At 35.3% G+C, this 26,037-nt stretch carries 27 protein-coding genes, 2 tRNA genes and 1 riboswitch; of the genes, 5 read left to right on the forward strand and 24 right to left on the reverse strand.

Annotated features, from left to right (window positions below):
• Nucleotides 1-31: 31 nt before the first annotated feature.
• From LK443_RS02485 to LK443_RS02585, 21 genes are all read right to left on the reverse strand, one after another.
• On the reverse strand, nucleotides 32-928 hold the full coding sequence (locus tag LK443_RS02485) for a haloacid dehalogenase-like hydrolase (RefSeq protein ID WP_227931981.1): 897 nt from the start codon (nucleotides 926-928) through the stop codon (nucleotides 32-34).
• A gap of 13 nt (nucleotides 929-941) precedes the next feature.
• Complete coding sequence (locus LK443_RS02490) at nucleotides 942-1,673, reverse strand: copper homeostasis protein CutC (RefSeq protein ID WP_227931982.1); 732 nt, start codon at nucleotides 1,671-1,673, stop codon at nucleotides 942-944.
• Nucleotides 1,674-1,690: 17 nt separating this feature from the next.
• Nucleotides 1,691-2,821 carry a Sapep family Mn(2+)-dependent dipeptidase gene (locus LK443_RS02495; protein ID WP_227931983.1) on the reverse strand — a complete coding sequence of 377 codons (1,131 nt, stop codon included), beginning with the start codon at nucleotides 2,819-2,821 and terminating at the stop codon, nucleotides 1,691-1,693.
• Nucleotides 2,822-3,781, reverse strand: a complete 960-nt coding sequence (locus tag LK443_RS02500; protein ID WP_227931984.1) for a N(4)-(beta-N-acetylglucosaminyl)-L-asparaginase — start codon at nucleotides 3,779-3,781, stop codon at nucleotides 2,822-2,824.
• Nucleotides 3,782-3,783: 2 nt separating this feature from the next.
• Nucleotides 3,784-4,875 (reverse strand): M42 family metallopeptidase, encoded by a 1,092-nt coding sequence (locus LK443_RS02505; RefSeq protein WP_227931985.1) that lies wholly within the window; start codon nucleotides 4,873-4,875, stop codon nucleotides 3,784-3,786.
• Between the two features lie 4 nt (nucleotides 4,876-4,879).
• Entirely contained in the window at nucleotides 4,880-5,911 is a 1,032-nt protein-coding gene (locus LK443_RS02510; RefSeq protein WP_227931986.1) for a hypothetical protein, read from the reverse strand.
• The gene (locus LK443_RS02515) at nucleotides 5,877-6,380 is read right to left on the reverse strand and encodes a GrdB-related putative oxidoreductase (protein WP_227931987.1); all 504 of its coding nucleotides are present in this window, start codon (nucleotides 6,378-6,380) and stop codon (nucleotides 5,877-5,879) included. Before LK443_RS02515 ends, LK443_RS02510 begins: the two co-directional genes overlap by 35 nt.
• Nucleotides 6,381-6,484: 104 nt before the next feature.
• The gene (locus LK443_RS02520; protein ID WP_227931988.1) at nucleotides 6,485-7,840 is read right to left on the reverse strand and encodes a PTS sugar transporter subunit IIC; all 1,356 of its coding nucleotides are present in this window, start codon (nucleotides 7,838-7,840) and stop codon (nucleotides 6,485-6,487) included.
• 11 nt (nucleotides 7,841-7,851) lie between these two features.
• On the reverse strand, nucleotides 7,852-8,172 hold the full coding sequence (locus LK443_RS02525) for a PTS sugar transporter subunit IIB (protein WP_227931989.1): 321 nt from the start codon (nucleotides 8,170-8,172) through the stop codon (nucleotides 7,852-7,854).
• 18 nt (nucleotides 8,173-8,190) lie between these two features.
• Nucleotides 8,191-8,514 carry a PTS lactose/cellobiose transporter subunit IIA gene (locus LK443_RS02530; RefSeq protein WP_227931990.1) on the reverse strand — a complete coding sequence of 108 codons (324 nt, stop codon included), beginning with the start codon at nucleotides 8,512-8,514 and terminating at the stop codon, nucleotides 8,191-8,193.
• A gap of 176 nt (nucleotides 8,515-8,690) precedes the next feature.
• Nucleotides 8,691-9,128: a hypothetical protein gene (locus tag LK443_RS02535; protein ID WP_227931991.1), complete on the reverse strand. Its 438-nt coding sequence runs from the start codon at nucleotides 9,126-9,128 to the stop codon at nucleotides 8,691-8,693.
• Between the two features lie 132 nt (nucleotides 9,129-9,260).
• Nucleotides 9,261-9,332, reverse strand: a tRNA-Gln gene (locus tag LK443_RS02540).
• A 1-nt stretch (nucleotide 9,333) separates the two neighbouring features.
• A tRNA-Tyr gene (locus LK443_RS02545) sits at nucleotides 9,334-9,417 on the reverse strand.
• A 138-nt stretch (nucleotides 9,418-9,555) separates the two neighbouring features.
• Nucleotides 9,556-9,828 carry a chorismate mutase gene (locus LK443_RS02550; protein WP_227931992.1) on the reverse strand — a complete coding sequence of 91 codons (273 nt, stop codon included), beginning with the start codon at nucleotides 9,826-9,828 and terminating at the stop codon, nucleotides 9,556-9,558.
• 14 nt (nucleotides 9,829-9,842) lie between these two features.
• Nucleotides 9,843-11,312 carry an SLC13 family permease gene (locus LK443_RS02555; RefSeq protein WP_227931993.1) on the reverse strand — a complete coding sequence of 490 codons (1,470 nt, stop codon included), beginning with the start codon at nucleotides 11,310-11,312 and terminating at the stop codon, nucleotides 9,843-9,845.
• 222 nt (nucleotides 11,313-11,534) lie between these two features.
• On the reverse strand, nucleotides 11,535-11,810 hold the full coding sequence (locus tag LK443_RS02560; RefSeq protein WP_227931994.1) for a DUF2087 domain-containing protein: 276 nt from the start codon (nucleotides 11,808-11,810) through the stop codon (nucleotides 11,535-11,537).
• A 170-nt stretch (nucleotides 11,811-11,980) separates the two neighbouring features.
• Complete coding sequence (locus LK443_RS02565) at nucleotides 11,981-12,601, reverse strand: ECF transporter S component (protein WP_227931995.1); 621 nt, start codon at nucleotides 12,599-12,601, stop codon at nucleotides 11,981-11,983.
• Between the two features lie 163 nt (nucleotides 12,602-12,764).
• Nucleotides 12,765-12,881, reverse strand: a riboswitch (FMN riboswitch).
• Nucleotides 12,882-12,994: 113 nt separating this feature from the next.
• On the reverse strand, nucleotides 12,995-15,814 hold the full coding sequence (uvrA, locus tag LK443_RS02570) for an excinuclease ABC subunit UvrA (RefSeq protein WP_227931996.1): 2,820 nt from the start codon (nucleotides 15,812-15,814) through the stop codon (nucleotides 12,995-12,997).
• 226 nt (nucleotides 15,815-16,040) lie between these two features.
• The gene (locus tag LK443_RS02575) at nucleotides 16,041-16,802 is read right to left on the reverse strand and encodes an exodeoxyribonuclease III (protein WP_227932436.1); all 762 of its coding nucleotides are present in this window, start codon (nucleotides 16,800-16,802) and stop codon (nucleotides 16,041-16,043) included.
• A 134-nt stretch (nucleotides 16,803-16,936) separates the two neighbouring features.
• Nucleotides 16,937-18,190 (reverse strand): sensor histidine kinase, encoded by a 1,254-nt coding sequence (locus LK443_RS02580; protein WP_416217397.1) that lies wholly within the window; start codon nucleotides 18,188-18,190, stop codon nucleotides 16,937-16,939.
• Nucleotides 18,108-18,803 (reverse strand): response regulator transcription factor, encoded by a 696-nt coding sequence (locus tag LK443_RS02585; protein ID WP_227931998.1) that lies wholly within the window; start codon nucleotides 18,801-18,803, stop codon nucleotides 18,108-18,110. The genes LK443_RS02580 and LK443_RS02585 overlap by 83 nt, the downstream gene beginning before the upstream one ends.
• Before the next feature lie 185 nt (nucleotides 18,804-18,988).
• Between LK443_RS02585 and LK443_RS02590 the strand changes: the two genes are divergently transcribed.
• The 5 genes from LK443_RS02590 to purR all read left to right on the forward strand — a co-directional run bounded on the left by LK443_RS02590 (nucleotide 18,989) and on the right by purR (nucleotide 23,257).
• Nucleotides 18,989-19,420, forward strand: coding sequence for a lipoyl protein ligase domain-containing protein (locus LK443_RS02590; protein WP_227931999.1), 432 nt, complete (start codon nucleotides 18,989-18,991; stop codon nucleotides 19,418-19,420).
• A complete protein-coding gene (locus LK443_RS02595) occupies nucleotides 19,417-19,812 on the forward strand; it encodes a lipoate--protein ligase family protein (RefSeq protein ID WP_265416431.1) in 396 nt (131 codons plus the stop codon). Before LK443_RS02590 ends, LK443_RS02595 begins: the two co-directional genes overlap by 4 nt.
• A 35-nt stretch (nucleotides 19,813-19,847) precedes the next feature.
• Nucleotides 19,848-21,200, forward strand: coding sequence for an HD domain-containing protein (locus tag LK443_RS02600; RefSeq protein WP_227932437.1), 1,353 nt, complete (start codon nucleotides 19,848-19,850; stop codon nucleotides 21,198-21,200).
• Nucleotides 21,201-21,330: 130 nt separating this feature from the next.
• On the forward strand, nucleotides 21,331-22,155 hold the full coding sequence (yidA, locus tag LK443_RS02605) for a sugar-phosphatase (RefSeq protein ID WP_227932001.1): 825 nt from the start codon (nucleotides 21,331-21,333) through the stop codon (nucleotides 22,153-22,155).
• A gap of 262 nt (nucleotides 22,156-22,417) precedes the next feature.
• Nucleotides 22,418-23,257 (forward strand): pur operon repressor, encoded by an 840-nt coding sequence (purR, locus tag LK443_RS02610; RefSeq protein ID WP_227932002.1) that lies wholly within the window; start codon nucleotides 22,418-22,420, stop codon nucleotides 23,255-23,257.
• A gap of 226 nt (nucleotides 23,258-23,483) precedes the next feature.
• On the opposite strand, the gene LK443_RS02615 is transcribed toward purR, so the two are convergent.
• The 3 genes from LK443_RS02615 to LK443_RS02625 all read right to left on the reverse strand — a co-directional run bounded on the left by LK443_RS02615 (nucleotide 23,484) and on the right by LK443_RS02625 (nucleotide 26,029).
• On the reverse strand, nucleotides 23,484-24,440 hold the full coding sequence (locus tag LK443_RS02615) for an AEC family transporter (RefSeq protein WP_227932003.1): 957 nt from the start codon (nucleotides 24,438-24,440) through the stop codon (nucleotides 23,484-23,486).
• A 120-nt stretch (nucleotides 24,441-24,560) separates the two neighbouring features.
• Complete coding sequence (locus tag LK443_RS02620; RefSeq protein ID WP_227932004.1) at nucleotides 24,561-25,376, reverse strand: metal ABC transporter permease; 816 nt, start codon at nucleotides 25,374-25,376, stop codon at nucleotides 24,561-24,563.
• Nucleotides 25,325-26,029: a metal ABC transporter ATP-binding protein gene (locus tag LK443_RS02625; RefSeq protein WP_227932005.1), complete on the reverse strand. Its 705-nt coding sequence runs from the start codon at nucleotides 26,027-26,029 to the stop codon at nucleotides 25,325-25,327. Before LK443_RS02625 ends, LK443_RS02620 begins: the two co-directional genes overlap by 52 nt.
• Between the last annotated feature and the right edge of the window lie 8 nt (nucleotides 26,030-26,037).

The raw sequence follows: 26,037 nt of genomic DNA on the forward strand, positions 1-26,037 counted from the left end.
GAAATGCTCGTTTTTCTATTCTCTCTTTTTCTTAACGAACTACCGAACTTGCCATTCTTGCAACGGTATGTCTCATACCTCGAATCGCAACAGACAAAGCAAAGATGTTATTTACATCGGCTAAACCGCCATAACCAGCATCCCCAATATGTTGAATATCAACTCCACAAATTTTATTGCGAATCGCTATTTGTTCAATGACTTCCTTAGAAGAACCTTCTTGACTAGTTCCAATGGCAGATAACACAAGTGTTTCATGTTCATGTGCAAACTGGACAATATCAATGAGCGCTTCTTCTGTGAATCCAGGAACTGTTCCTACTGCTGGAACCAATAAAATATCCGCTCCCGCTTCAATCAATTCCTTTGCAATTGCTCGATTCATTACAGGTTCTTTGGAGCCTGCACCATGCATTTTTCCAGCAATAATGACCCCTGTAAAATATTTTTTCGCTTTTTGAATGGCTTGAGCAATTGCTTGATTCGTTACTCCTGTACCAGGATTTCCTGTTAAGCAAATAAAGTCTAAGCCTAATGCTTCTGCTGATTTCAATGTTTCTTTTGAACAAATTCTTCCCGCTGGAATGACTAGTCGAGTCTCCAACATTTCTGCTTCTAAATCGACTGGTTCTAAGTTAGCACCAATAGGACGTCCGCATAATTCTTTTAATCGTTCAATTGGATTGGAGCTACCTTCTACTCCGTATAATTTTGGATTTAAACAATCAAATCCATTTAAAAGCATTAAGTCTCCCCCAAATGCACTGGCGATTTCCGCATGTGTTAATTCAGGAATAATAGGGCGATGATGAATCGCCATTTCACAGCATACCGTTCTACCCTCACCTGCCTGAATGGCTAATTTTAATTCTTCTGCTGAAAATTTTCTAAAATCACTTGCCACACAGTTTAAAATTCGTTTTCCCATTGTAAAGTCCCCTTTATTTTAAAATAGTAACTGCTTCTTTCATACTTTCTAAATGACACAAATCATAATCTCCGCTATCAGAATAGCGATAAGAAACTTCTCCATTCGTTGTCGTTGGATCCACTACCCAAGATTTAAAACTTCCATGAAGTTGTTCTAATCCTGTTTTTTCTAGGATTTCTGTTAGATTGGCAAGAGAAACGCCACATCCTCCTAAAAATTCGATTTGCTTTCCATATTGTTTTTGCCATTTTGCTAAATTCTCCAAGCCAGACATAATATTTTTTCCTTGCCCACTTGTTAAAATACGAGTGCATCCTAATTCGATTAATGTTTCTAGTGTTTCTTCAGGATTTTTCACACAATCAAAGGCACGGTGAACTACGCTATCAGCACCGTATTCTTTACATAGCTCTATCATTTTCTTTGTCGCATCCCAATCCATGTCCCTTTCTGGAGTTAAGAAACCAAAAGCTAAGCCTTTTGCTCCTGCTTCTAAGAAAATTTTCGCATCTTCAAACATTACTTCTTTTTCCAATTCGTTATAACAAAAACCGGCTCCCCTTGGTCGAACCATACAAATAATAGGAATATCGATTTTTTTAACAGCCTGCGTTAAAACAGCTAATGAAGGACTTAATCCTCCTAAATGTAACGCACTATTTAATTCAATTCGATCGGCTCCTGCAGTTTGAGCATTGATACAGTCCTCAATCCCTCCTGCACAAATTTCTAAAATCGTCATCCTTTCCCTCCTTCTCATTATTTTGTTATGAAACTTAATTTATACAATGCTAATCCATAAATAATAGTATTCACTTTTAAATCTTCGATTCCTATCCACTCATTTGGAAGATGTGCAATATCTCTTTGCCCTGGAAAACTTGGTCCATAAGCAATAATATTTGGAATAATTTTCGCATAAGTTCCACCCGTTGTCGTGACAGGTGTTGCATTGCCATCAACGACTTCTTGATACACTTTTTGTAAAGTTTGCACATAAATCGAATCTTTATCATACAACACTGGCTTCCATGAACTGATTTCTTCTAAATGGCTTCCTTCTGGAATATATTTTTGAATATCCGATAATAATTGTTCTTTTGTCACAGAGGCTGGATAACACATCGTCCACTCAATAAAGTGTCTTTCTTCCTCTATTCCGACTGTATATCCTCTTAATTGCATCATTCCAAAATCTTCATCGGAATAGTTGATTCCTAATTCTACTCCTTGATGAGTCGTATGAAGTAAGTACTGATTGATAAAATCATATAATGCTGAAATCTGTTCTAAAGAAGTGCTCAATCTAACTTTCAATCGGCCTCTTTCTCCATAAACAACTGGCCATTTACAGTCTGGAGTCCATCCAAAAGTAGGTGGCTGTTCTTTTGTCAAATAATACTTCACACAACCAAATCCCGTTTCCTCATTTGTTCCAAATACAATTCGAATTGGACGGTCAAATTGAACTCCCTTTTCCTTTAATACATATAAGGCAAATAAATTCGACAAAATCGGTCCTTTATTATCCAATACGCCACGTCCAAATAGTTTCCCATCTCGCATCGTTGCTTTTAACGCAGGACTTTCCCATCCTGTTCCTAATGGCATGACATCTACATGTCCAAAAATACCATAATACTCTCCATCTTCTCGAGGGTCTCCATATTGTGCATAGCCAATGTGATGATCCAAGTTTTTCGTTTCAAACCCTAATTCTTCAGCGATTGCTAATACTTCCAATAAAGCTTGTTTTGGACCTTGTCCATAAGGAGCTTCTGGCAAAGTTTCTCCCCGAACACTTTCAATGGCGACTAATCGCTCGATTGCTTTGTGCAATTCAGGTTGAACGCCTTCCAACGCTTTGACTAAATCCTCTCTTATTCCCATTTATTTCACCTCAAGTGGTTTCATTCGTTCTCTTAAATAGTCATCCAACCATTCTTGAGTGGCTTTTTCATGAAGCATTGTGCCATCTTCTTGTGGATATACTCTGTAAACCGTTAAGGGCTCTTTTTCAGTTGCTACTACAAAAGAAAAATTAGCAATATTCGTTGCAGCTCCCCATTCTCCTTTGTGATTCATCGCTACAACGGATAAATCCCCAGCACTTCCTCTTCGTTGGATTAATTTTTTAGATAAATTCTTCACTGCTGTTTCACACGCTTGTTGAGGATGCATTCCTTGTTCCATGAACCGAACAATTTCATAGGAAATAATTCCCTTCATTAAATCTTCCCCTAAACCTGTGGCAGTTGCTCCACCAATCATGCTATCCACATATAAACCAGAACCAATAAATGGAGAATCTCCTACACGTCCTCTTTTTTTCATAAATAGTCCGCTTGTAGAAGTTCCTGCAACCATTTTCCCGGTTGTATCTAAGCTAACCATTCCAACGGTATCATGACCTGCATATGGTGCTAAAGATTCTGTTTGTAAATCTTTGACACGATTATGATAATGAATTTTCGCGCGATTGGTTAACATATTTTTCCGTTTAAAGCCCTGCTTTTGTGCATAAGCTTGAGCTCCAATCCCAACTAATACATTATTCACCGATTGTAAACTTAATTGACGAGCCACTGAAATGGGATTCGCCACATCTTGAATAGCACATACCGCTCCAAAATCAAGAGTAGTTCCATCCATATAGGCTGCATCTAATTCCACTTCCATCACTTCATTAGGAAGTCCTCCATAACCGACTGATTTATAATAGGGAAAATCTTCGACTGCTTTAATCGCTAATTCAATCGCATCTCCCGAAGATGATTGTTGTTCTAATGTTAAAACAGCCTCTTGCACTCCTTCTAGTGCCATTCTCCAAGTGGCAATCATTCCCCACATAGTCACTCCTCCATTCCATATTGATAATTGTGTTCTAGTATTTGATGGTATTTTTCCATCGTTAAATCTTCACAAATCGCACACATTAGTCGAAGAGTTGCTTCAATATCTCCTAAATGCACAATACTTTGATGCGTATGCATATAACGAATTGGAATTGATAAAGTTGTCGCTAAAATTCCCGTTTCAGATTTGTAAATATTTCCCGCATCTGTTCCACCCTTTGTAAAACAACCAATTTGATAAGGAATTTGATGTTTCTTACAAAGATTTTCCAAATAAATCAGCAATCCCCGATTCGTCACCGTCATATTATCAATGGCAGTAAGCGAGACGCCTTTTCCTAATTTCGTATGATTTTGATTGGCTGGAGTATCGCCTGCTAATGTTGTATCAACTGCAAAAGCAACTAAAGGCTTTTCTTTGAAAGCTGTCGTACGTGCACCTCTTAACCCAACTTCTTCTTGAATCGTTGTTGCTAATGTCACCCTTTTAGATACATGTTGATGTTCTAAAGCTTGCATCAGCCAAATTCCTAACGAAACACTCACTCGATTATCGAGAGCTTTCCCAATCATATATTCCTGATTCAAACCAATCGTTTGGCAAGTACTCACTAAACTCACAACATCCCCTACTTCAATGCCCATTTCTTGAATAGACTCACGATTCTCAACACCCAAATCGACAAATAACTCTTCCATTGCAACAACTTTTTTACGAGCTTCTAGAGAAATCGCATGCGTTTGAGGTCCACCAATAATTCCCGTCCATTTTCGACCATCACTCGTTGTAATGGTCACTAATTGTTGTAACAACGTATGCGCCCACATATTCCCTACAGGTTGAATCGATATATATCCTCTATCATGAATCGAAGAAACAACAAATCCAACTTCATCCATATGAGTGGCAAACATGATAGAAAAGTCTCCCTCTCCTAACGAAAATAATCCTGAGCCTAATTTATCTTGTTCTTTCGTACAAAAAGGAAGTTGTTCTGACACAAATTGTAACATTTGCTCTTCATGTCCTGAGACACCTACAAGATTACTCAATGTTTTTAATAATTCTATTTGATGATTTTCTAACATCGCTTCACCAACTTTCTTGGAAAGCCAGTTGCTGAACTTTTTGGAGAGTTAAATGTTCTAAAAATACTTGAAGCGTATGAATGACAGGTTTCAAATCTTCCTTATTCAATAATTGGACCAATTCTCCCTCTTCTTTTAACGGAATCACAACCACAACCGTCGGTGTTCCTGCTAGAGATTTATGAATAAACGATCCATCCGTCCCTTTTTCTTGGACATTTGCCTTCACTTCGTATCCTAAACTTTGAGCAACTGTTTTAATTTCTTTCACTAACGAAACATTCGGTAATAATGTCTTGTCAAAATAACGAATATAGACAGTTTGTTCTGCATAATCTCTAACTGGCGCTACATCTAATACAATCGAAACATCGGGTAATATCGTATTTGTAGCAGTAATAGCTCCTCTATATCCCACAATCGATTGAGCAATTCCCCCAATACTAAGTGTATACGGCAAAGAGGATATTGTTTTCATCAACTCATATGCAGCATAAACTCCCGCTCGATTAGATAGATTTTTACTTAAAATCATTTGTTCGGTTTCAATCACTGGAATTTCTAATACAAAAGTATCTCCTACTTGAACTCCAAACTCTTCCACTTCTTGCAGTGATTTAGCTCCTATATGAATCCAAAATTTCTCTTGTTTTTGTAGAATATAGCCATAGACTCGTTGATGATGTCGTGTTAACAGACAAACTCGTTGATGAAGAAAATCTTTTGGCAAAATATCTCCAATAGTCACAAAAGACAATAATCCATTTCCATGAATATCGTCAATCACTCCTCCACATTCATCGATATTAGAACTAATCATCACTTTAAAAGGACTATTCTCCACTTGTCTCTCACCAAAAATCGAACCCAACTTATCTCTTTTCAAGTCTAAATTCAATTGTTTATATGCTTGAGACAAATATTGATGGACTTCATACTCATCTCCTGAAACTCCAGGTAGACTACATAAGGTACTTAACTCCACTTCACTCGCTTCCTTTCTAACGATAAATCCGATTCGAATCTTGTTGATCATGCGCAATAATCAATGCAATGTCTTTCAATGCTTCATTCAGACCAACTGCACCTTTTTTAGGCATTTCAATCATTGTCGTATGTTCCTTGAATTGTTGAATGATCTCTTCATTTTCTTTTGAACAAGCTACATACGTTTTACAATCTGTTTGATGTTCAATAAAAGAAGCTACATTCGCTGCCATTTCTGTAAAAGTTTCATCATTAAAGCACGGACCAGCAAATAACACTTCTGCTTTTGTTTTCAAAATCAAATTATGAATTTTATGAAGCACTTCTTCCTTATGATTCGCAAAATAATCTGGACCACAATAGACAGTCGCTAATACTTGTAAATTTTCTTTTAAAAAGTAATCTTTATACATTAAGTAGGAGCCAATTCCTCCTTTTTCTAGCCCAAGAGGAGTATCTGCTCTTTCCTTTCCACCATAACCTGCCTGTATTTGATTTAAAAATAATATCACTCGCATATGCATTCTCCCTTCAAAAAAAGTGGGAATAGCGACAGAAATTTATTCATTTCTGTTGTCTTCCCACCTCCGCACATTCAACTTTTCTACTCGTTTATTACTTTTTATAAATCATCAAAACTTAAATCATCCAATGACAATTCATCTAATTCATCGCTTAATGAATTAGAAGCTTGATGTTCTTCATGAAGATATTGTTTATCAATCACTCTAAAGAATGGATAGTAAATACACATTCCGATAATAATTAATACAATTTGGAATAAACCTGCTACGATACTTCCTGTGGCTAACCAACCAGAGAAGAAGAATGGAGTTGTCCAAGGAAGTGCTGCTCCTGTAGTATATGGAATTAATCCTACAAGAGTTGCAACAGTCGCTAAAACAGTATTCACTAATGGTGTTAAAATAAATGGAATAACGATTAATGGATTTAATACAACTGGTAATCCAAAAATAATCATTTCGTTAATCCCAAAAATACCAGGTACAATGGCTAAACGTCCTAATTTTTTCATACGTTCTGATTTTCCAAAGAATACCATTAAGAAAACAAGTGACAATGTACTACCGCCACCACCAAAGTTTCCAAAGAAATCGCCGAATGGACTTGTAAAGATATTAGGAAGTGTTACTCCTTGTTTAAAGGCTTCTAAGTTTTCTGCTGTTAAAGCTAAATGAATTGGATTAAATACTGTATTCGTTACAGCAGGACCATTAATACCAAAGAACCAGAATAAAGTAGATAAGAACTGATAAATTGGTTCAAAAATTAAACTTTGTCCGAATCCCATTAATGGTGCTTGTAAAATTTTATAAATAAAGTTATGAGCATATTGATAATCTGTTACTGAGAACACTAAATACACTACAAAGAAGAAGAACATTGCAAACGCACTTGGAATTAATGCTGCAAATGATTGTGTTACAGCTGGCGGAACACCGTCAGGCATTTTAATAACCCAACCTTTGTTTTTAACCGTTACAAAAATTTTTACAGAAATAATAGCTGTTAACATGGCTAAAAACATTCCTGCAGAACCTAAATGACCTAACGCAAATCCATTAAACACTTTACCATTCGCTGCATTTACGAAATCAGAATGAACTTTTGGTGTAATAATAAGGAAACATACAAGAGCAACGGCTCCACCCGCAATTGGATCGCTTTCTAATTGACGGGCATAAGCGTAACCAATCCCTACAGCTCCTAATAAACCTAAAACACTAAATGTTGAATCAATGACAGCATCCATTTTACTTGGCCAACCTTGACCAAAAAATTGAGCTAAGAAATCAACATAACCTGGTATTGGAAAGTTCGCAATGACAAGGAAAATAGAAGCCACAATAATTAATGGTGTGGATACTAAGAAACCATCACGAATCGCAATTAAGACTTTATTATTGCCTAATTTTTCCGCGGAACTTCCCATTATTTTTTCTAACGAAGCAAACATAACAATTCCCCCTATTTTTTATTTTTGATCAGTTGAATCGCGCGTTTTAATATACGTTCCCCATTGACATTCCCATAATCTTCCAAATTAATGACTTCTACAGGAATACCAGTAGGTTCGTATTTTTCACGAGTAGCATTAAATTTGAATTTCACTTGAGGCCCCAACAAAATGACATCCGGATGAAATTCTTGAACTACAGAATCTAGCTGAACATCAGAAAATGCTTTAACTTCTATTGGCAATTGATGTTGATTTGCAACTTCTTGCATCTTACTTGCCACTAAACTTGTAGACATTCCTGCATTACAAAATAAATACACACGTTTCATATCTATTCCTCCAATGATTTATGATTTTTCAATTTTATCCAATCGTTGATATAATGCGAGCACTTCTTCACTTGTTACTTGTAAAATTTCTGCACTCATCAATTGATCTTCTGAATGTAATAAAAGCAACGAAAAAGGTACTTTATTTCCTGAACTATCTTTTTGTAATAATTCAAAATGTATTTCATGTCCTTTTAATCGTTGCTGTTGACCTTCCTCAATCAGAGATTGAGCTTCTTCAAAATTTCCTTTTTTTGCGGCTGCCATTGCCTCCATAAAAGCAGAACGAGCCGCCCCTAATGCACTAATCATTTTAAAACAAACTAATTCTATTTCATTCATGATTATTCCTCCTCTCCTAATCATTTTTAAACGCTTTCTTTACGAAGTAATTATAAACCGTTTTCGAGAAAAATCCTAGTCTTTTAACTTAAAACCCTTAAATTATTCCATTTTTTACAAAAAAAAACAAATAAACTCTCAAAACAATAGAGCTTCTATTATTTTGAGAGTTTACTTTAACTAACTTTCTTTTCATAAGGAGTCTTCACAAATTGAATCGCTTTTAAAATCGCCATAATTGGACTTACCAATACTAATACATATTGCATCATCCCAAGCAGTCGTATCACTGAAATCATTGGAATAGACAAATGAAGAATCCATCCTAAACTTAATACTTCTGCCATATAACGATACGACATAAAAAAGATTGGTGTTAACATAATCGCAAACATCATTTCTCCTAATACCATTAATGGAGAATTTTTGCACATTTTCACATTCCGTTGTTCGGCAATCATAATCAATAAGGCCATTAGAAAAACAAATAAAATGACTTCACCATCTTTAGCTAATAATGAACTTCCTTGATTCATGGCATATACTGTTAGGACACTCGTTAGTACTATCATTCCCATGATGAACTTCCAATAATAGGTACTAAACTTTTTCATCACCTTTGCTCCTTTCTCTAACTCCCACCTTTACGACTATCATCACTGACTAGGTATTTAAAATCAAGAGTATCTGAGAAAATTTAATAAAAATTTAGGAAATAAAAAAGACAGCCGAAGCTGTCTATCCTACTGGGGTAGCTGGATTCGAACCAACGAATGACGGAGTCAAAGTCCGTTGCCTTACCGCTTGGCTATACCCCAATGGTGGAGGGGGGCAGATTCGAACTGCCGAACCCTAAGGAGCGGATTTACAGTCCGCCGCGTTTAGCCACTTCGCTACCCCTCCAGCTGTTATTAAAATAACGTACTCGTATATAGTACACTAGTCTTTAACTTTTTGCAATACCTTTTTTCAAAAAAATATTTATTTTTATATAAGAAAACTCCAACCACTTCATTCGAAACGATTGGAGTTTTCGTCATTTTATCCTTGTTGTTCAATCCAATTTTTTTGGTGTTCACGAGAAATACGCATTAATTCAGTATAAAGTTCAGCCAAGTCCTCTTTTAAAGACTCATCTTTTAAATACGATTGAACTTTCAAAATCACTTGTTCCTCACGTCCACTATCTAAAATTGGAATATCGTTCTCTAACTTAATTTTTGCAACTTCTTCGACTACATTCGTACGTTCTTCAAATAACGCAACAATTTGTCGATCAATTTGATCAATTTTTTGACGTTGTTCTTCTAACATGATTTTCTCCTTTCTTACATCCATAGAGTCCCTAATGGATACCCGATTGCGACGGCACTTGCAATACTTAACACCAATAACCATCCACCATATAAAAAGGCATCTTTTGAACTCGTCCATCCACTACCTACAGAAATAGCTACATAAGGCATTGCTGGTGGAGTCATATAGGCTAAACTTGCCATAAAACCAATTAAGCAAGCGACAACTGCTGTATGAATTCCTAAGTCTGTACTAGCAGCAATCGTTGTTAATACTGTCGTCACAACAGAAACGGTAACTAAGTTCGATGAAAAATTCGTTTGAATGCCAGCCCAAATGACAAAGACAATGACAATCATCATCGCACTCCATTGATGGAATAATGGAGTTAACCCACTTTCAATTAAAGGTAATACTCCTAATTCTGGTTTTGTTAATAAAGTTCCTAAACTTAAAGTTGCACCCACTAATAATAAGCTTGGCCAGTAAACGCCACGTGTTAACGCCTCTTGAATCGACAGTAGCGGTTTTTCACCATCACGGACACAAGCTAATAATACAGCCCCAATCATTGGAGGAAATGCCATCCCTGCAGATTTTAAGAAAGCTGCCACACTAGGTGAAACAAGCCCTAACCACTCTGGAATAATCCATAAAGCAATTACAATTGAAAAAATAGAAACAATCCATTTTTCTTTTTTCGTTACTGCTGGTAAATTTTCCAATGATTCTAAACTTTGAAAAGTTACTTCTGATAAATCTAATTTCCATAAGCGGTGTAAACTCGCCAACATTCCAACAAAAATACAAAGCCCGGCAGGCATCGCAATTCCCATATATTGGACATTCGAAATACTTACACCAGTTGCAGTATGATACAAGCCCATTGCCGTAATGGCAAATACATGATTAATCGGCGTCATCGCAGTCCCAATTGCAATAGTTGAAAATAATGTCATTAAAATAAAGGACGCTTGTCGACTGCCTTTTTCTAAACCAAATACTTCCATCATTTCTTCATAAATTGGAAAAACAATCATAAATAAAATCGTCGGTGAAATAAAACAACTAATAACTAATACCGCTCCTAGAAAGGCTCCTAAAAAATGACTCGGACTTTTCTTAGCAAAATTCGTTTTTAAAAACCAACCGACTAACCGTTTCAGAGCAGGAGTCTGTTCTAAAGCATACGTTACTATAAAGGTAAATAATAAGAAAACAAATGTGCTGTTCCCAAAAGAAAGAGAAAACACTTGACTATAGGTTACTTTGGGCAGCCACCCGAGTCCTAATAAGACTAAACATAAAATACTAGGCCAGTCTATTCCTACAAATAACCATAATAATAAGCAACTCATAAAAATTGATAATAAGGCAAATGCACTTCCCGGTATCGCTAATAATTGCCAATCAAAATGTGAATTCATCATCGCAAGAACGATAAAAAGGATACTTAACACTATTGCGCCCGTTTGAAACAAACTTCGCGTGTCTTTTTTCATATTCTACTCCTCTACTTTCATTTATTCCGGTATCCATCCTACCGTATTTTTCTCAAAAATACTACTAAAACTATCATTTCGATTATAGTCGAAACTGAATTGATTTTTCTCCCTTTTATCGACTATACTCGAAACATCTCGTTTGATGACAATTCACCAACTATCTTTAGAACATCAAAAAAACGATAGAGACTTTCCCTCTACCGTTTCCTGTTCTTGTATTTAATTATCTAATACAACCTCTGGATTTAGTTGATAATGTTGACCATAATTATCTCTAATGATAAATTTATAATCCACTAGATAACGGCGCATTGTAGCAAAATCATCATATAGTTCCTTAATTTTTTCATTCAATTCTTTTTCAGTATAAGTCTCTGAATGACTCTTTAAATGCGCATAAATAAATTCAAAAATCTCTATTTTATTTTTCTGTTTTTTAGGAAGAACAATAATCTTTCCATCCTTCATAAATCTTGAAATATTTTCTTCTTTCATATGAAAACACCTCTTATTCATATTTTTGTAAAGTTTATACTACATACAGAAAAAAGGCAAATCTTTATAAGAAACTTCTTCGATCTACAATACCAAGAATTTTCTCCACAAAAAACTTGTTAGAAACGGTAGTTATTTCTAACAAGTTTGGGGTAGTAGGTTTGTTAAATTTATTGTTTTTCTAGTTTTAATACTTTTTCAACTTTTTTATAAAGCATTAACGATAGTACACTGCTTAAACCGAATTTTAATACATTAAATGGTAATAAAGCAAATAGCATTAATGACCATAGATTTGTCACAAATGGATTTGTAGTAGCTGCAAGGGCAACAATTTTATCAATTGGGAAATGCATCGCTGTTGCATATAATGGGAACATTACAAAATAATTCGCTGTTAATAAGACTACTGTTGCAACAGTTGTACCAATCACTAAACTTGTAATCGCCCCTTTGAATGTACGGTTGTATTTATAATAAAATACCGCTGGTAACATGAAACTTAAACTTCCAATTAAGTTAACTGTTTCGCCAATCCCAAATGTTGTTGTTCCATTTAAAACAAAGTTCAATGCAACTTTTACAATCGCAATATACGCACCATATAATGGTCCTAATAAATAACCTCCTAAAATAACAGGCAATTCAGAAAAATCCATTTTAACAAATGGTGGAATAAATGGCAGACTAAATTCTAATAACATTAAAATCGCACTTAACGCACCGAACAGTCCTACTAAAATGATTTGTTTTGTCGCATAACGTGACACTGTTTTTGCATTTGTACTCACCGTACATCTCCTCCTTAACCGGGTGAAGGATCGGATGGTTTCTCATGCTCTTGTTCCATTTTATTTGTATAACTGCACCAAAAAACGCAGCAACAAAATGGTCTACATTTCATTGCCGCATTCTTATATATCAAATGAATTGGTATCTTCGAACGTGAAATATAACCATTTTCTCTCATCTAGACTATCACTATCGGTTCTGGAATTGCACCAAATCATGCCTGTTCGGCTCGCGGACTATACCGCCGGTAAGGAATTACACCTTGCCCCGAAAACGTTATTTTATAAACAAAGAATACCACACTTTTTTTTACATGACAATCATTCTGCTTGAGTTCTCAAAAAAGTCTAACTTTTATGATAAACAGTCTCTAAAAACTTTAAGGCAGTTCATTATTTCAATACTTTCCTCAAATATTGCCCTGTAAAGCTTCCTTCAACTTGAGCCACTTCTTCAGGTGTTCCAGTAGCGACAACTAGTCCTCCGCCACTACCACCTTCTGGTCCCATATCAATAATATAGTCAGCCGTTTTAATTACATCTAAATTATGCTCAATCACTAAAACTGTATTTCCTGATTCTACTAAACGATTCAATACTTCTAATAATCGTGCAATATCATCTGTATGAAGCCCTGTCGTTGGCTCATCTAATACATAAAAGGTATTGCCTGTAGACACTCGTTGCAGTTCACTCGCTAATTTCATTCGTTGTGCTTCTCCACCTGATAAAGTTGTAGCAGATTGCCCTAAAGTCACATAGCCTAAACCAACATCTTTAATCGTTTGAAGTTTTCGCTTAATTTTTGGCACAGCTTGGAAAAATTCTACCGCATCATCTACCGTCATTTCTAATACTTCAGCGATGCTTTTTCCTTTATATTTGACTTCTAATGTTTCTGAATTATAACGACTACCATGGCAAATTTCGCACGGAACGTATACATCAGGTAGGAAATGCATTTCAATTTTTAAAATACCGTCTCCCTTACAGGCTTCACATCGTCCACCTTTGACATTAAAACTAAAACGTCCTTTTTTATAGCCACGTAATTTTGCTTCATTTGTCGTTGCAAATAAATCACGAATATCATCAAATACACTTGTGTAAGTCGCTGGATTACTTCTTGGAGTACGACCAATTGGACTTTGATCGATATCAATAATTTTATCTAAACCTTCATATCCTTCAATTGATTTAAAGGCCCCAGGTTTTTCTTTTGATTTTGAAATTTCTCTTGCTAAAGCTTTTTTCAATACTCCATTGACAAGAGAACTCTTTCCAGAACCTGAAACTCCTGTAACTGCTACTAATCTTCCTAAAGGAATATCCACATTAACAGATTTTAAGTTATTTTCACTTGCTCCTTTTAAGTGAATCCACCCTTTATCTTCTGTTCTACGTTCAGTTGGAACGGCAATTGATTTTTTCCCTGATAAATATTGACCCGTTAATGAGTTTGGATTTTTTTCCACTTCTTTTGGCGTTCCAGCAGCAATAATTTGCCCACCAAATTCCCCTGCTCCTGGTCCGATATCAATTAAGTAATCCGCTGCTCTCATGGTGTCTTCATCATGTTCGACTACAATTAATGTATTTCCTAAATCACGCATATTTTGTAACGATTGAATTAATCGATCATTATCTCTTTGATGCAATCCAATTGATGGCTCATCTAAAATATATAAAACTCCTGATAAATTCGATCCAATTTGAGTCGCTAAACGAATCCGTTGCGCTTCTCCCCCTGATAATGTTCCTGCTGCACGGCTAAGGTTTAAATATTGCAAACCAACATTTTTCAAAAATGTTAAACGAGATTGCACTTCTTTTAAAATAGGAGCGGCAATTTGTTCATCTTGTGGAGATAAGGTTAACTCTTTGAAAAATTCAATTTCTTCATCAACGGATAATTCTAACACTTCACTAATATGTTTATGATTCACTTTTACTGCTAATGCCTGTTCATTTAAACGGTGTCCATGACAAGCTTTACACGATAATTCTGTCATATATTGACGCATTTGTTCTCTTGTATACTCGCTATTCGTCTCATGGTAACGGCGTTTCACATTGACAATGACTCCTTCAAAAGGTACATCCACATCTCGAACACCACCAAATTCATTTTCATAATGGAAATGGAAAGTGGCGTCTCCAGAACCATATAACACTAGATTTTTCTGAGATTGTGTTAATGTTTCAAAAGGTAAATCCATTGGAACTTTAAACTGCTCACAAAATTGACGCAGCATTTCTGGATAATAGTTCGAACTAATCGGATTCCAAGGCGCTAATGCTCCTTCATTTAAAGTTTTCTCTTTATCTGGAATAACTAAGTCGATATCCACTTCTAATTTCATTCCTAATCCATCACATTTCGGACAAGCTCCAAAAGGTGCATTAAATGAAAATAGACGTGGCTCTAATTCTCCAATAGTAAATCCACAATGAGGACAAGCATAATGCTCACTAAACAAGATTTCTTCTTGCCCAATGACATCGACAATCGCATACCCTTCTGCTAAACGAAGCGCTGCTTCTAATGAATCGAACAATCTTGAACGGCTCTTATCGGACACAATAATACGGTCAACAACAATTTCAATCGAATGCTTTTTATTTTTTTCTAATGAAATTTCATCCGTTGTTTCCATCATTTCGCCATCTACTCGAATACGAATATAGCCGTCTTTTTGAATATTTTCGAAAACTTTTTTATGTTCTCCTTTTTTCCCTTTTACAATTGGAGCTAAAATTTGAATTTTTGTTCTTTCTGGCAATTCCATTACACGATTCACCATTTGTTCAATCGACTGACTTTCAATTAAAGTTCCGTCATTTGGACAGTAAGGTTTTCCTACACGTGCATATAGCAATCTCAAGTAATCATTAATTTCCGTTACTGTTCCCACTGTTGAACGAGGGTTACGAGAAGTTGTTTTTTGGTCAATCGCAATTGCCGGACTTAATCCATCAATACTATCGACATCTGGTTTATCCATTTGCCCTAAAAATTGTCGTGCATAGGCTGATAAACTCTCTACATATCTTCTTTGTCCTTCTGCATATAATGTATCAAATGCTAGTGAGCTCTTCCCTGAACCAGATAATCCTGTAATTACTACTAATTGATCTCTTGGAATTGTTACATCGATATTTTTTAAATTATGGGAGCGTGCTCCACGAACGATAATCTGATCTTTCGCCATTCCATCTTCCTCTATTTCTATCTAAAATCAAAAACTCTGCCTTTAGGCGTTCGCCTTAGTATAGCATAGTTTCTTTTACATTACGAACAAACGTTCTTGTATAGTCATACATCTTCATTTTAAGTGAATTCAAAAAAATGAGCAAATTTTGAGCAGATTCCTACTTAACAAAAAAGTCTGAATCTTCATAGTCCCTCACTACCAAAATTCAGACATTTTTAAACTCTTAGATAATTTCCATCTCCACTGGACAGTGGTCACTTCCGGTTACATCCGCACGAATTTTCACTTCTTGAATGCGAGAGGTTAACACTTCTGATACAACAAAATAGTCAATTCTCCATCCAATATTTCTTGCACGAGCACCACCCATATAGCTCCACCAAGTATAAGCTCCTACTGTATCTGGATAACGATAACGGAACGCATCTACTAAGCCATTCTCTACAATTTGATCAAATTTTTCACGCTCTTCTTTTGTAAATCCTGCATTTTTTGTATTTGTTTTTGGATTTGCCAAATCGATTTCCTTATGCGCTACATTTAAATCACCACACAAAATAACCGGCTTTGTTTCTTCTAACTTTTTAATAAAGGTTAAGAAATCATCTTCCCACACTTGGCGATAACTTAAACGAGTTAAATCACGTTTTGCATTTGGCGTATACACTGTCACTAAATAATAGTCCGTATATTCTACTGTAATGACACGTCCTTCTTGATCATGTTCTTCAATTCCTAATCCATATTGAACAGAAATCGGTTCTTCTTTTGTAAAAATGGCTGTTCCAGAATACCCTTTTTTCACAGCTGAATTCCAATAGGCATGATATCCTGCAAATTCCATTCCTAACTCCACTTGTTCAGGCTGTGCCTTTGTCTCTTGTAAACATAAAATATCTGGTTGAGCTTCTAATACATATTCTTGTAAAGCTCCTTTATTTAACACCGAACGAATCCCATTCACATTCCATGTTGTTAATTTCATACTTCTTCCTCCACGTTCATTTTGTTCTATCATAACAATTTTATAAAATGATGACTAGCAAAAAGATACCGACCTCCAAGCGTTAGATTTTTAGTCAAACTTTTCGGGGTCGGTATTTCAGAAATACTTTTTCTTTAAACATCCGCATCATTCGGCAAGCAAATATAAAAACTAATCACTTCTCCAACGGATTCAGCTAACATTCTTCCACCATGACTACGAACGATATTATCCGCAATGGCTAACCCTAGGCCTGTTCCACCTGTTTCTTTCGAACGAGAGCCTTCTGCACGATAGAAACGACTAAATAAACGCTCCAACACTTCTTTAGAAATAGGTTCTCCAATATTACGAACCGCAATGGTTACAATGTCTTTTTGTTCCAATACTTCTATCATAATTTTTGTATTTTCACGACCATATTTAATGGCGTTTGATAGCAAGTTATGAATAACACGCACCATTTTTTCCGCATCCATTTCTAACACCATTTTTTTCTTTGGCGGAATCACTTCAATCGTCATTTGACGTTTTTGTGCTTCTAATTCAAAATCGGCTGCTACTTGTTCTAAGAAATTTGCTACCGGAATGTCATTCAATCGCAACGGTGCTCCATTTGGACTTGTCGTTGTATATTCGAATAAATCATCTACTAATGCTTTCATTTGTTGCGCTTTATGATACGCAATTTCTGCATAACGTTTTGTTTCTTCGGGTGTTTTTGGCTTACCATTAATGACTAATCCTAAATACCCAATAATAGATGTTAAAGGGGTACGAATATCATGAGAAACATTTGTAATCAATTCATCTTTTGATTTTTCAATCATCCGTTCATCTTCCATGGCGCTTACGGTTGAATCTACTAAACGATTAATACTCGTCACTACTTTTCCCATATCACCTGCTAATTGGAAAGGAATTCTTCGATCATAATCTCCTTGCGCAATTAAATGTAATTCCTCTAAAACATGAGACAATTGCATTTGATGATAACGACGAATTAAACGCCAATAGGTAAATCCAATCGCAAAAATAATCGAACTAATGGAAAAAATATTTTTATATAATCGAATTTCACTAAGATCTACATTCCATGCTTGACGAATCGAACGACTACCGTCTACAAAGTATCTAGGTGCATCTAGAAATTGATTCAACAATACTAATGCTCCTAAATATAAGACAAAGACGATACAGAGCGTAATAATGCCTTCTAAAAATAATTCACTAATTTCCCTGGCTGTTAATTTCAATAAGGCAGCAGGTTTTTCCACTCTAACTGCCTTTTTTTGAAAAAATCTCCTATTTACTTTCAATTTTATAGCCAACTCCCCATACGGTTTCAATGACTTTATCTCCACCTGTTGCTTCAGCAATCTTGTCACGTAAATGACTCACGTGAACCATTACGGTTTTAGTAGAGACAATACTTTCTTGTTTCCATACTGTTTCAAAAATCTCATCCGCACTAAATACTTTATTTGGATGACTTGCAAGTAGGAATAGAATCCCAAACTCTAACACGGTTAATTGAATTTCTAAACCATCTAATGTTGTTACTTGATGAGAGCCATTATTAATTAATAATGGACCAATCGTAATCTCTTCAGTACTTTCACTTTCTTTTGTTAAAGCTGAAGTTCGACGTAATAATGATTTTACACGTGCAATGACTTCTAATGGGTTAAAAGGTTTCGTTACATAATCATCTGCCCCATTTGTTAATCCTTGAATTTTATCAATATCTGTTGATTTAGCACTAAGTAATAAAATCGGTAAAGTATCATTCGTTTTACGAATTTCATGCACAACAGAAATTCCATCTAATCGTGGCATCATAATATCTAAAATCACCATATCAATATCTGGATAAGCTTGGATTTTTTCCAATGCTTGTTTTCCGTCATATGCTTTTACAATTTCAAATTTTTCATTTCTTAAATAAATCGATAATAATTCAACAATCTCGCGATCGTCATCTACGACTAAAATTTTCATAAAAATCCCTCTTTTCGTATTATTTTCAACTTTATCCTACTCAATCTCTAAGAAAAACTCCACCATTTCATTAAAATCTTGAAAATTCTTTAATAATTTGGCAAAAAAATCGCTTCTTTATGCCTGAATACGCGTTTTTTTGCTATAATGTAAGTGTATTCCTAATTTATTGGAAAGGATTTTTTATGATACAAACACCTATTACAAATCAACAAGTACAATTACTAGAAACGATTGTCTCTTCATCAGAACAAATGCAAGATTATTTTGTTCCATTTGCAGTGGATGAATCCATTTTACATCATTTGGTGCAATTCCCAGCAGAAACTTTTCTACATTTTTGGGAAATGGAAGATACAGTCATTTTAGGAATGACAGATACTAAAACACCCTATTTAGAAGAAGGAGTTGCTTTATTAAAACAACGAAACTACACACCAGTTGTTCGTCATGCTGGAGGCTTAGCGGTTGTTAGTAACTCAGGCGTTTTAAATATTAGTTTATTATTTTCTAGACAAAACGCTACGATTGCTCAAGTCTATGAATGGATGCAAGAACTCATTACACGTGCCTTTCCAGAAGCCATTGGAAAAAAAAAATCCAAGCCTTTGAAGTGAGTGATTCCTATTGTCCAGGAGACTATGATTTAAGTATCCAAGGAAAGAAATTCGCTGGAATTGCGCAGAGACGTTTCAAAAATTCTATTTGCGTCTCTATTTATCTTAGCATTAATGGAAATCAAGAAGAACGTGGAAACTTAATCCATGATTATTATGAAAAAAGCATTAAGAGAGAAGAAACTCGTTGGCATTATCCAACTGTTAACGCCAATAGTATGGCAAATATATCACAATTATTAGACTTAACACTAACGGTACAAGAAGTCAAAGAACGCATTTTAACAGCTCTATTAGATGGGCAATGCGAATTATTAGAATCAGAAATTAATTTTGCAACGGAAGCAAGTTATCAAAAAGCCATGGAGCGTTTAAACCTTCGAAAAGTTTAACGATAACTCCAGATAATATAAGGAGGAAAAGATTGATGTATATTGAAGAACTATCCCGTGAAAAAGTATTACGTGACCCTGTTCATAACTACATTCACGTTCAACACCGTGTTATTTTAGACTTAATTAATAGCCGAGAAATGCAACGATTACGCCGAATTAAACAAACTGGTGCTTCTATGTTCACCTTCCATACGGCTGAACATTCCCGCTTTTCTCATTCACTAGGCGTCTATGAAATTGCTAGAAGAATTTGCGACAAATTTGTTCGAAACTACCCTTCTACAACCCCAGAAGATGGATTATGGGATGACTCTAATCGACTCGTTGTCCTATGTGCCGCTCTTTTACACGATATCGGACATGGCCCTTATTCTCATGCTTTTGAGAAAATTTTCGATACAAATCATGAACAAATTACGATTGATATTATTTTGTCACCAGACACAGAAGTGAACAAAATTTTAAAAACAGTCTCTCCTACTTTCCCGGAAGAAGTAGCCAGTGTCATTCAAAAGAAACATCCAAATCCACAAGTCGTTCAATTAATTTCTAGTCAAATTGATGCTGACAGAATGGATTACTTACTACGAGATGCTTATTTCACAGGAGTAAATTATGGAACTTTTGATTTAACTCGTATTTTACGTGTGATTCGTCCTTATAAAGGTGGGATTGCCTTTAACTTTTCAGGAATGCATGCCGTAGAAGATTATGTCGTTAGCCGTTATCAAATGTATATGCAAGTTTATTTCCATCCAGTATCAAGAGGGATGGAAGTTGTGTTAAATCACTTATTAAAACGTGCTACTGAGTGTTATCATTCATCGACTCATCCATTAAAATATACCGCCTCTTTCTTAAAACCATTTTTTGAAAAAAATTGGACATTAGAAGATTACCTTCGTCTAGATGACAGTGTATTAAACACTTATTTTGCTCATTGGCAAATTGAAGACGATGCGATTTTAAGCGATTTAGCCGATCGTTTTATTAATCGTAGACCTTTTAAATCCGTACCATTTAATCATGTCAATGACATGGCAACGATTGAACGTATGAAAGAACTTGTACAAAATGTTGGTTATAATACCGAGTATTATACTGCGATTAATAATAGTTATGATCTGCCATATGACTTCTATCGTCCAGATTCCGTAAAACCAAGAACGCAAATTGAATTAATGGAACGAAACGGCAATATGGTCGAATTATCTCTTGTCAGCTCGATTGTATCAGCTATTTCTGGAAGAGTGCGTGGAGATGAACGCTTATACTTCCCAAGAGAAATGTTTGCAGAAGGAACATCCGAATTATTTAGCGAAGATTATCAAGAATTTCAAGAACTAGCTTCAAAACTTGATGTCTACTCAAATCAAATGAAATAATATTACAAAGACTTTTCTAAACTAGCGAACTCAACTTAGAATTCAGCTACAAAGGAAAGTCTTTTGTGCTTTTTCATTCAGTTGTAAAATATGATATAATGAAACTGATACAAAATAAAGGAGACTAACTATGATTAAATTAATTGCCATCGATATCGATGGAACTTTGATTAACTCAAAACACGAAATTACACCTCGTGTTCATGCAGCATTAACAAAAGCAAAAGAACAAGGCGTCTATGTTGTTCTTTGTACAGGACGTCCACTTCCAGGCGTTCAAAGATATTTAAAAGAACTAAACTTAATCAATGATCGTGATTTTGTCATTACTTATAATGGTTCACTTGTTCAAAGAACAGGAACAGGAGAAAGTTTAGTACGCTTTGGAATGACGATGGATGATTTAAAACAGATGGATGATTACCATCAACAATACGGCGTTCACTATCATGTAATCGATGAAAAAAATATTTATGTAACAACTCCAAATATTGGAAAATACTCTTATATGGAACGTGATCTTATTGGAATGCCGATTGTACAACAACCTCTAGACCAATTTGACCCAAATGCTACTTTTTCAAAAATGATGTTCGTAGATGAACCAGAAATTTTAGAAAATCTTATTCCAAATTTAAGTGACTCATTCAAAGAAAACCATAATATCGTTCGTAGTATGCCTGTTTACTTAGAAGTTCTACACCCACAAGCAAGTAAAGGACATGCTGTCGCTAAACTAGCAGAACTATTAGGATTAGATGCCAGCGAAGTCATGTGTATCGGAGACCAAGAAAACGATAGAGATATGATTGAATATGCAGGAATGGGCGTTGCAATGGGAAATGCGATTGACGAAATTAAAGAACTTGCAAACTTCATTACAACAATAAATGATGAAGATGGCGTTGCAGTAGCTGTAGAAACTCACGTATTAAATACGGAGGACTCTCTATAATTCAAAAAATAAGAACAATAAAGCGAAAAACCAAAGGAGACTCTCCGTTCTCCTTTGGGTTTTATTACAATTCAACAAAAAGAAACTCTTCACAAAACACGATTATTAATAATAATTTTTGAAAGAAAAATCGATTTTTAACGAATGTTCGTCTTATTTTTTTATTGTAATTTTCGTAAATTTCTGTATAATAGTTTTACTGGAGCAATCTTCAGCCAGAGCTGTCTTATAAGCTTTGATTCAAATTAAAGGAGGCTAACCGATGAAATTAAAGAGAAGCGAACGTTTAATCGATATGACACAACGATTACTCGATAATCCTCACACATTGATTTCATTAACAAGTTTTACAGATTTATACCAATCTGCAAAGTCTTCCATCAGTGAAGATATTGCCATTATTAAACGCACCTTTGAAATCCAAGGAATTGGTGTTGTTAATACACTTCCTGGAGCAGCAGGAGGCGTGATTTTCACTCCAAAAATAAAAAAAGGACAAGCATTAGAAGCAGCACAAAAAATTTGTGACCAGATGAATGACTCAACTCGTCTACTTCCTGGTGGATATATTTACTTATCTGATTTACTAGGAAAACCAGATGTTCTTCATCACTTAGGAAAAATGATTGCTTCTGCCTATGAAGATAAAAAAGTTGATGTCATTATGACTGTAGCCACAAAAGGCGTTCCAATTGCTCAAACAGTTGCCAATTATTTAAATGTGCCATTTGTTATCGTTCGCCGTGATTCTAAAATTACAGAAGGAGCTACTGTAAGTATTAATTACGTATCTGGTTCATCTTCTCGTGTTGAAAAAATGGAATTATCCAAACGTACTCTCCCTAGTGGATCAAATGTATTGATTGTCGATGACTTCCTAAAAGCCGGTGGTACTATTAATGGGATGCGAAGCCTTATCAAAGAATTTGATTCTCATGCAGTAGGGGCAGTCGTTTTCTGCGAATCAGGAGTCTCAGGGCATCAATTAAAAGATTATTCTTCTATCATTCGTATCACAGAAATCAACACCGAAAACCAACACATCAAAGCTGAACTCGGCAACTTCTTCGATACACATACATTTTTAGAGGAAACACATTAATGAACTATTAAGAATTAAGAATTAACCATTAACACAAAATAACAGAAAAACTTCCTTTAATAGCAACAGTAAAATGAGCCACGGAAGTGGCTTATTTTACAAGGGAAATTCGAAACCAAGGCTCGAATTTTAGGCATGAGACTCGCAAAACGAGGCTGCTGGCGACCTTGCTATTCAAGGGAAGTTTTTCTGTTTATTTTTACTTTACGTCATTAAATTTTACATTCTACTGGAACACCATCGAAAACAACATCATCCATACGGGTAAAATCACGATATAGAGTAAAGTCGTAATCGTAACAGCTGATGTCGCAAAATCAATGTCCGCATTTTCCTCCGTTGCCAATAACGGCATAATCACCAATGTAGGAATCGTTGATTGAAGGAAGAACGTTTCTTGTAATTTCATTGGTAATTCGATTGAAAAGAACTGCATGACTCCCACTTGAATTGTTAAAAGAATTGCTGGGAATAATACAAAACGTCCAAATATCGATAAACGCATATCACCATCGAATGTCAACGAACGCAGCCCCACTTGTGCCAAATGAATTCCAATATACATTAACGATAATGGAGTTACCAAACTACCTATATAAATCAGAGAATCATTCAAAAATTCAGGAAGTGTCCACCCAAACCATACCCAAATCATACTCCCTAAAAAAGCGATTAATGGTGGTGAGAAAATTCTCTCCCATTGAATTCCTTTTCCAACATGTTGCTGATTATAATAAGCAAACAAATAGGTTCCTACTGTAAAAGTCGATAAAGTATTCACTACATAATATACTAAAAAATAAGGCCTAGCCTTTTCACCAAATAAAGATAAATTTAACGGTAATCCCATAAAAATCGTATTCGCATTAACAATCGTATTCATTACCGTTGCCTTACGTTCATTAGGAATACGAAAGACTTGAACAATGATCCAAGCAACAAAATATCCAATAATGACACTCAAAAGTGGAATTCCTAAACTTCCTACAAATTCAATCATTTTTTCTCTTGAAATAAATCTTAAAACAGAAATCATAATCGAAGCAGGTAAAGCAATTTTAATAATAAGGGAAGCAATACTGGATGAAAAATTTTTATCAAACCATCCCTTTATTTGTAATACATATCCTAAACTAATCATGATGACAATCGTTGCCATACTTGAAAAGATTTCACCTAACATTTTAATCCTCCAATTTCTTCGTACAGTCACTATACTCTGCTTTTCCTCTACCTGTCAACATTCTATAAAAGATAAAAAATCTCGAAAAATCTGTTAGACAAACTTTCCGAGACTTCACTTTTATTTCTTCAATTGATTTTTAATCATTGTTGCAAATAAACTAATTACCAAAATAATTAAGAATACACAAGTAATCGTAGCACCTGGTGGTGTATCAAATTCATAAGACATACTTAATCCACTAAAAATACCAAAAATACTAATGAACACACCTGACACAATAACTCCTGTAAAACTTCTCGTTAAACGAATTGCGATAGATGCTGGTAACACGATTACCGCTGAAACTAATAAAGCTCCAGCAATTGGCATCATCACAGAAATGACTACACCCGTAATCATCGTGAAAACTTGTGTCATTAAACGAACAGGTAATCCTGCCGTATAAGCCGTATCTTCATCAAATGATAAAACATATAACGGTCGTCTAAAAATCAAATATAACACAACCACAATGATCGCTAAAGCAATCATCAACCACATTTGTTGTTGTGTAATCGTCACGATAGAACCAAATAAAAATTGATCAACACTAATCGTTGAACGCCCTTTTTGGAAATTCATTAAAATTAAGGCAATTGCCATCCCACCGGACATTAATATCGCAACGCTCACTTCTGAATAACCTTTAAAGTATTTTCCAATTACTTCTAATACAATGGCTGCTAAAACTACCACTACCAAAGTCATAAAGGTAGGATTGTAGCCTAATAATAAACCTAGAGAAACCCCCACTAAGGAAACATGCGATAATGTATCTGCCAATAATGACTGTCTTCTTAAAATTAAAAACAATCCCAAAATTGGCGTAATCATCGCCATTGCTAATCCTGTGATGAATGCTCTTTGCATGAAACCATAGAAAAACATCTCCATGGAGAATCCTCCTTTCTCATCAAATGAATATGTTTATCCACATAATGTTCCAAATCTTCTTCTTCATGCGTCACCATTAAAATTGCTTTTCCATGATGGGCACAACTATGATGTAAGAGATGATAGAAACGTTCTCTACTTGTTTTATCCATTCCTGCTGTTGGTTCATCTAATACAAATAAGTCTGGATCTGTCGCAAAAATACGTGCTAAACAAATTCTTTGTTTTTGACCACCTGATAATTCTCCAATTCGTTTATCACGTTCATCCCACATTCCAACAGATTTTAAGGCTTTTTCAATATGTTCATGGTCTTCTTGATCTAATCGTTGAAACCAGCGACCTTGTTGGTAACGACCTGAAGCAACTAATTCATAAACGGTTGAAGGAAATCCCACATTAAAAGAAGAAATTTGTTGTGGGGCATACCCAATCGATAAAGTTTCTCCTTGTGTATTAACGGTTGCGATTGTTGCTTTTCCTTGTTTTGGAGTTAATAATCCTAAAATATTTTTTAATAAAGTGGATTTTGCTGCACCATTTTCGCCTGTTAAAATGACAAACTCTCCCGGTTCAACGGTAAAACTAATGTTTTCTAAAACGGGTTCATTATCATACGAAAATGATAAATTCTCAACTGAAACGTAACTCATGCTAACTC

The organism is Granulicatella elegans, from assembly GCF_020735385.1.
Lineage (GTDB): Bacteria > Bacillota > Bacilli > Lactobacillales > Aerococcaceae > Granulicatella > Granulicatella elegans_B.

What these genes read in the sequence shown, in the direction of transcription:
- LK443_RS02485 (WP_227931981.1), bottom strand. Translation starts at nt 928, where the DNA reads ATGGGAAAACGAATTTTAAACTGTGTGGCAAGTGATTTTAGAAAATTT.
- LK443_RS02490 (WP_227931982.1), bottom strand. Translation starts at nt 1,673, where the DNA reads ATGACGATTTTAGAAATTTGTGCAGGAGGGATTGAGGACTGTATCAAT.
- LK443_RS02495 (WP_227931983.1), bottom strand. Translation starts at nt 2,821, where the DNA reads ATGGGAATAAGAGAGGATTTAGTCAAAGCGTTGGAAGGCGTTCAACCT.
- LK443_RS02500 (WP_227931984.1), bottom strand. Translation starts at nt 3,781, where the DNA reads ATGTGGGGAATGATTGCCACTTGGAGAATGGCACTAGAAGGAGTGCAA.
- LK443_RS02505 (WP_227931985.1), bottom strand. Translation starts at nt 4,875, where the DNA reads ATGTTAGAAAATCATCAAATAGAATTATTAAAAACATTGAGTAATCTT.
- LK443_RS02510 (WP_227931986.1), bottom strand. Translation starts at nt 5,911, where the DNA reads ATGATCAACAAGATTCGAATCGGATTTATCGTTAGAAAGGAAGCGAGT.
- LK443_RS02515 (WP_227931987.1), bottom strand. Translation starts at nt 6,380, where the DNA reads ATGCGAGTGATATTATTTTTAAATCAAATACAGGCAGGTTATGGTGGA.
- LK443_RS02520 (WP_227931988.1), bottom strand. Translation starts at nt 7,840, where the DNA reads ATGTTTGCTTCGTTAGAAAAAATAATGGGAAGTTCCGCGGAAAAATTA.
- LK443_RS02525 (WP_227931989.1), bottom strand. Translation starts at nt 8,172, where the DNA reads ATGAAACGTGTGTATTTATTTTGTAATGCAGGAATGTCTACAAGTTTA.
- LK443_RS02530 (WP_227931990.1), bottom strand. Translation starts at nt 8,514, where the DNA reads ATGAATGAAATAGAATTAGTTTGTTTTAAAATGATTAGTGCATTAGGG.
- LK443_RS02535 (WP_227931991.1), bottom strand. Translation starts at nt 9,128, where the DNA reads ATGAAAAAGTTTAGTACCTATTATTGGAAGTTCATCATGGGAATGATA.
- LK443_RS02550 (WP_227931992.1), bottom strand. Translation starts at nt 9,828, where the DNA reads ATGTTAGAAGAACAACGTCAAAAAATTGATCAAATTGATCGACAAATT.
- LK443_RS02555 (WP_227931993.1), bottom strand. Translation starts at nt 11,312, where the DNA reads ATGAAAAAAGACACGCGAAGTTTGTTTCAAACGGGCGCAATAGTGTTA.
- LK443_RS02560 (WP_227931994.1), bottom strand. Translation starts at nt 11,810, where the DNA reads ATGAAAGAAGAAAATATTTCAAGATTTATGAAGGATGGAAAGATTATT.
- uvrA (WP_227931996.1), bottom strand. Translation starts at nt 15,814, where the DNA reads ATGGCGAAAGATCAGATTATCGTTCGTGGAGCACGCTCCCATAATTTA.
- LK443_RS02575 (WP_227932436.1), bottom strand. Translation starts at nt 16,802, where the DNA reads ATGAAATTAACAACATGGAATGTGAATGGGATTCGTTCGGTGTTAAAT.
- LK443_RS02585 (WP_227931998.1), bottom strand. Translation starts at nt 18,803, where the DNA reads ATGAAAATTTTAGTCGTAGATGACGATCGCGAGATTGTTGAATTATTA.
- LK443_RS02590 (WP_227931999.1), top strand. Translation starts at nt 18,989, where the DNA reads ATGATACAAACACCTATTACAAATCAACAAGTACAATTACTAGAAACG.
- LK443_RS02600 (WP_227932437.1), top strand. Translation starts at nt 19,848, where the DNA reads ATGTATATTGAAGAACTATCCCGTGAAAAAGTATTACGTGACCCTGTT.
- yidA (WP_227932001.1), top strand. Translation starts at nt 21,331, where the DNA reads ATGATTAAATTAATTGCCATCGATATCGATGGAACTTTGATTAACTCA.
- purR (WP_227932002.1), top strand. Translation starts at nt 22,418, where the DNA reads ATGAAATTAAAGAGAAGCGAACGTTTAATCGATATGACACAACGATTA.
- LK443_RS02615 (WP_227932003.1), bottom strand. Translation starts at nt 24,440, where the DNA reads ATGTTAGGTGAAATCTTTTCAAGTATGGCAACGATTGTCATCATGATT.
- LK443_RS02620 (WP_227932004.1), bottom strand. Translation starts at nt 25,376, where the DNA reads ATGGAGATGTTTTTCTATGGTTTCATGCAAAGAGCATTCATCACAGGA.
- LK443_RS02625 (WP_227932005.1), bottom strand. Translation starts at nt 26,029, where the DNA reads ATGAGTTACGTTTCAGTTGAGAATTTATCATTTTCGTATGATAATGAA.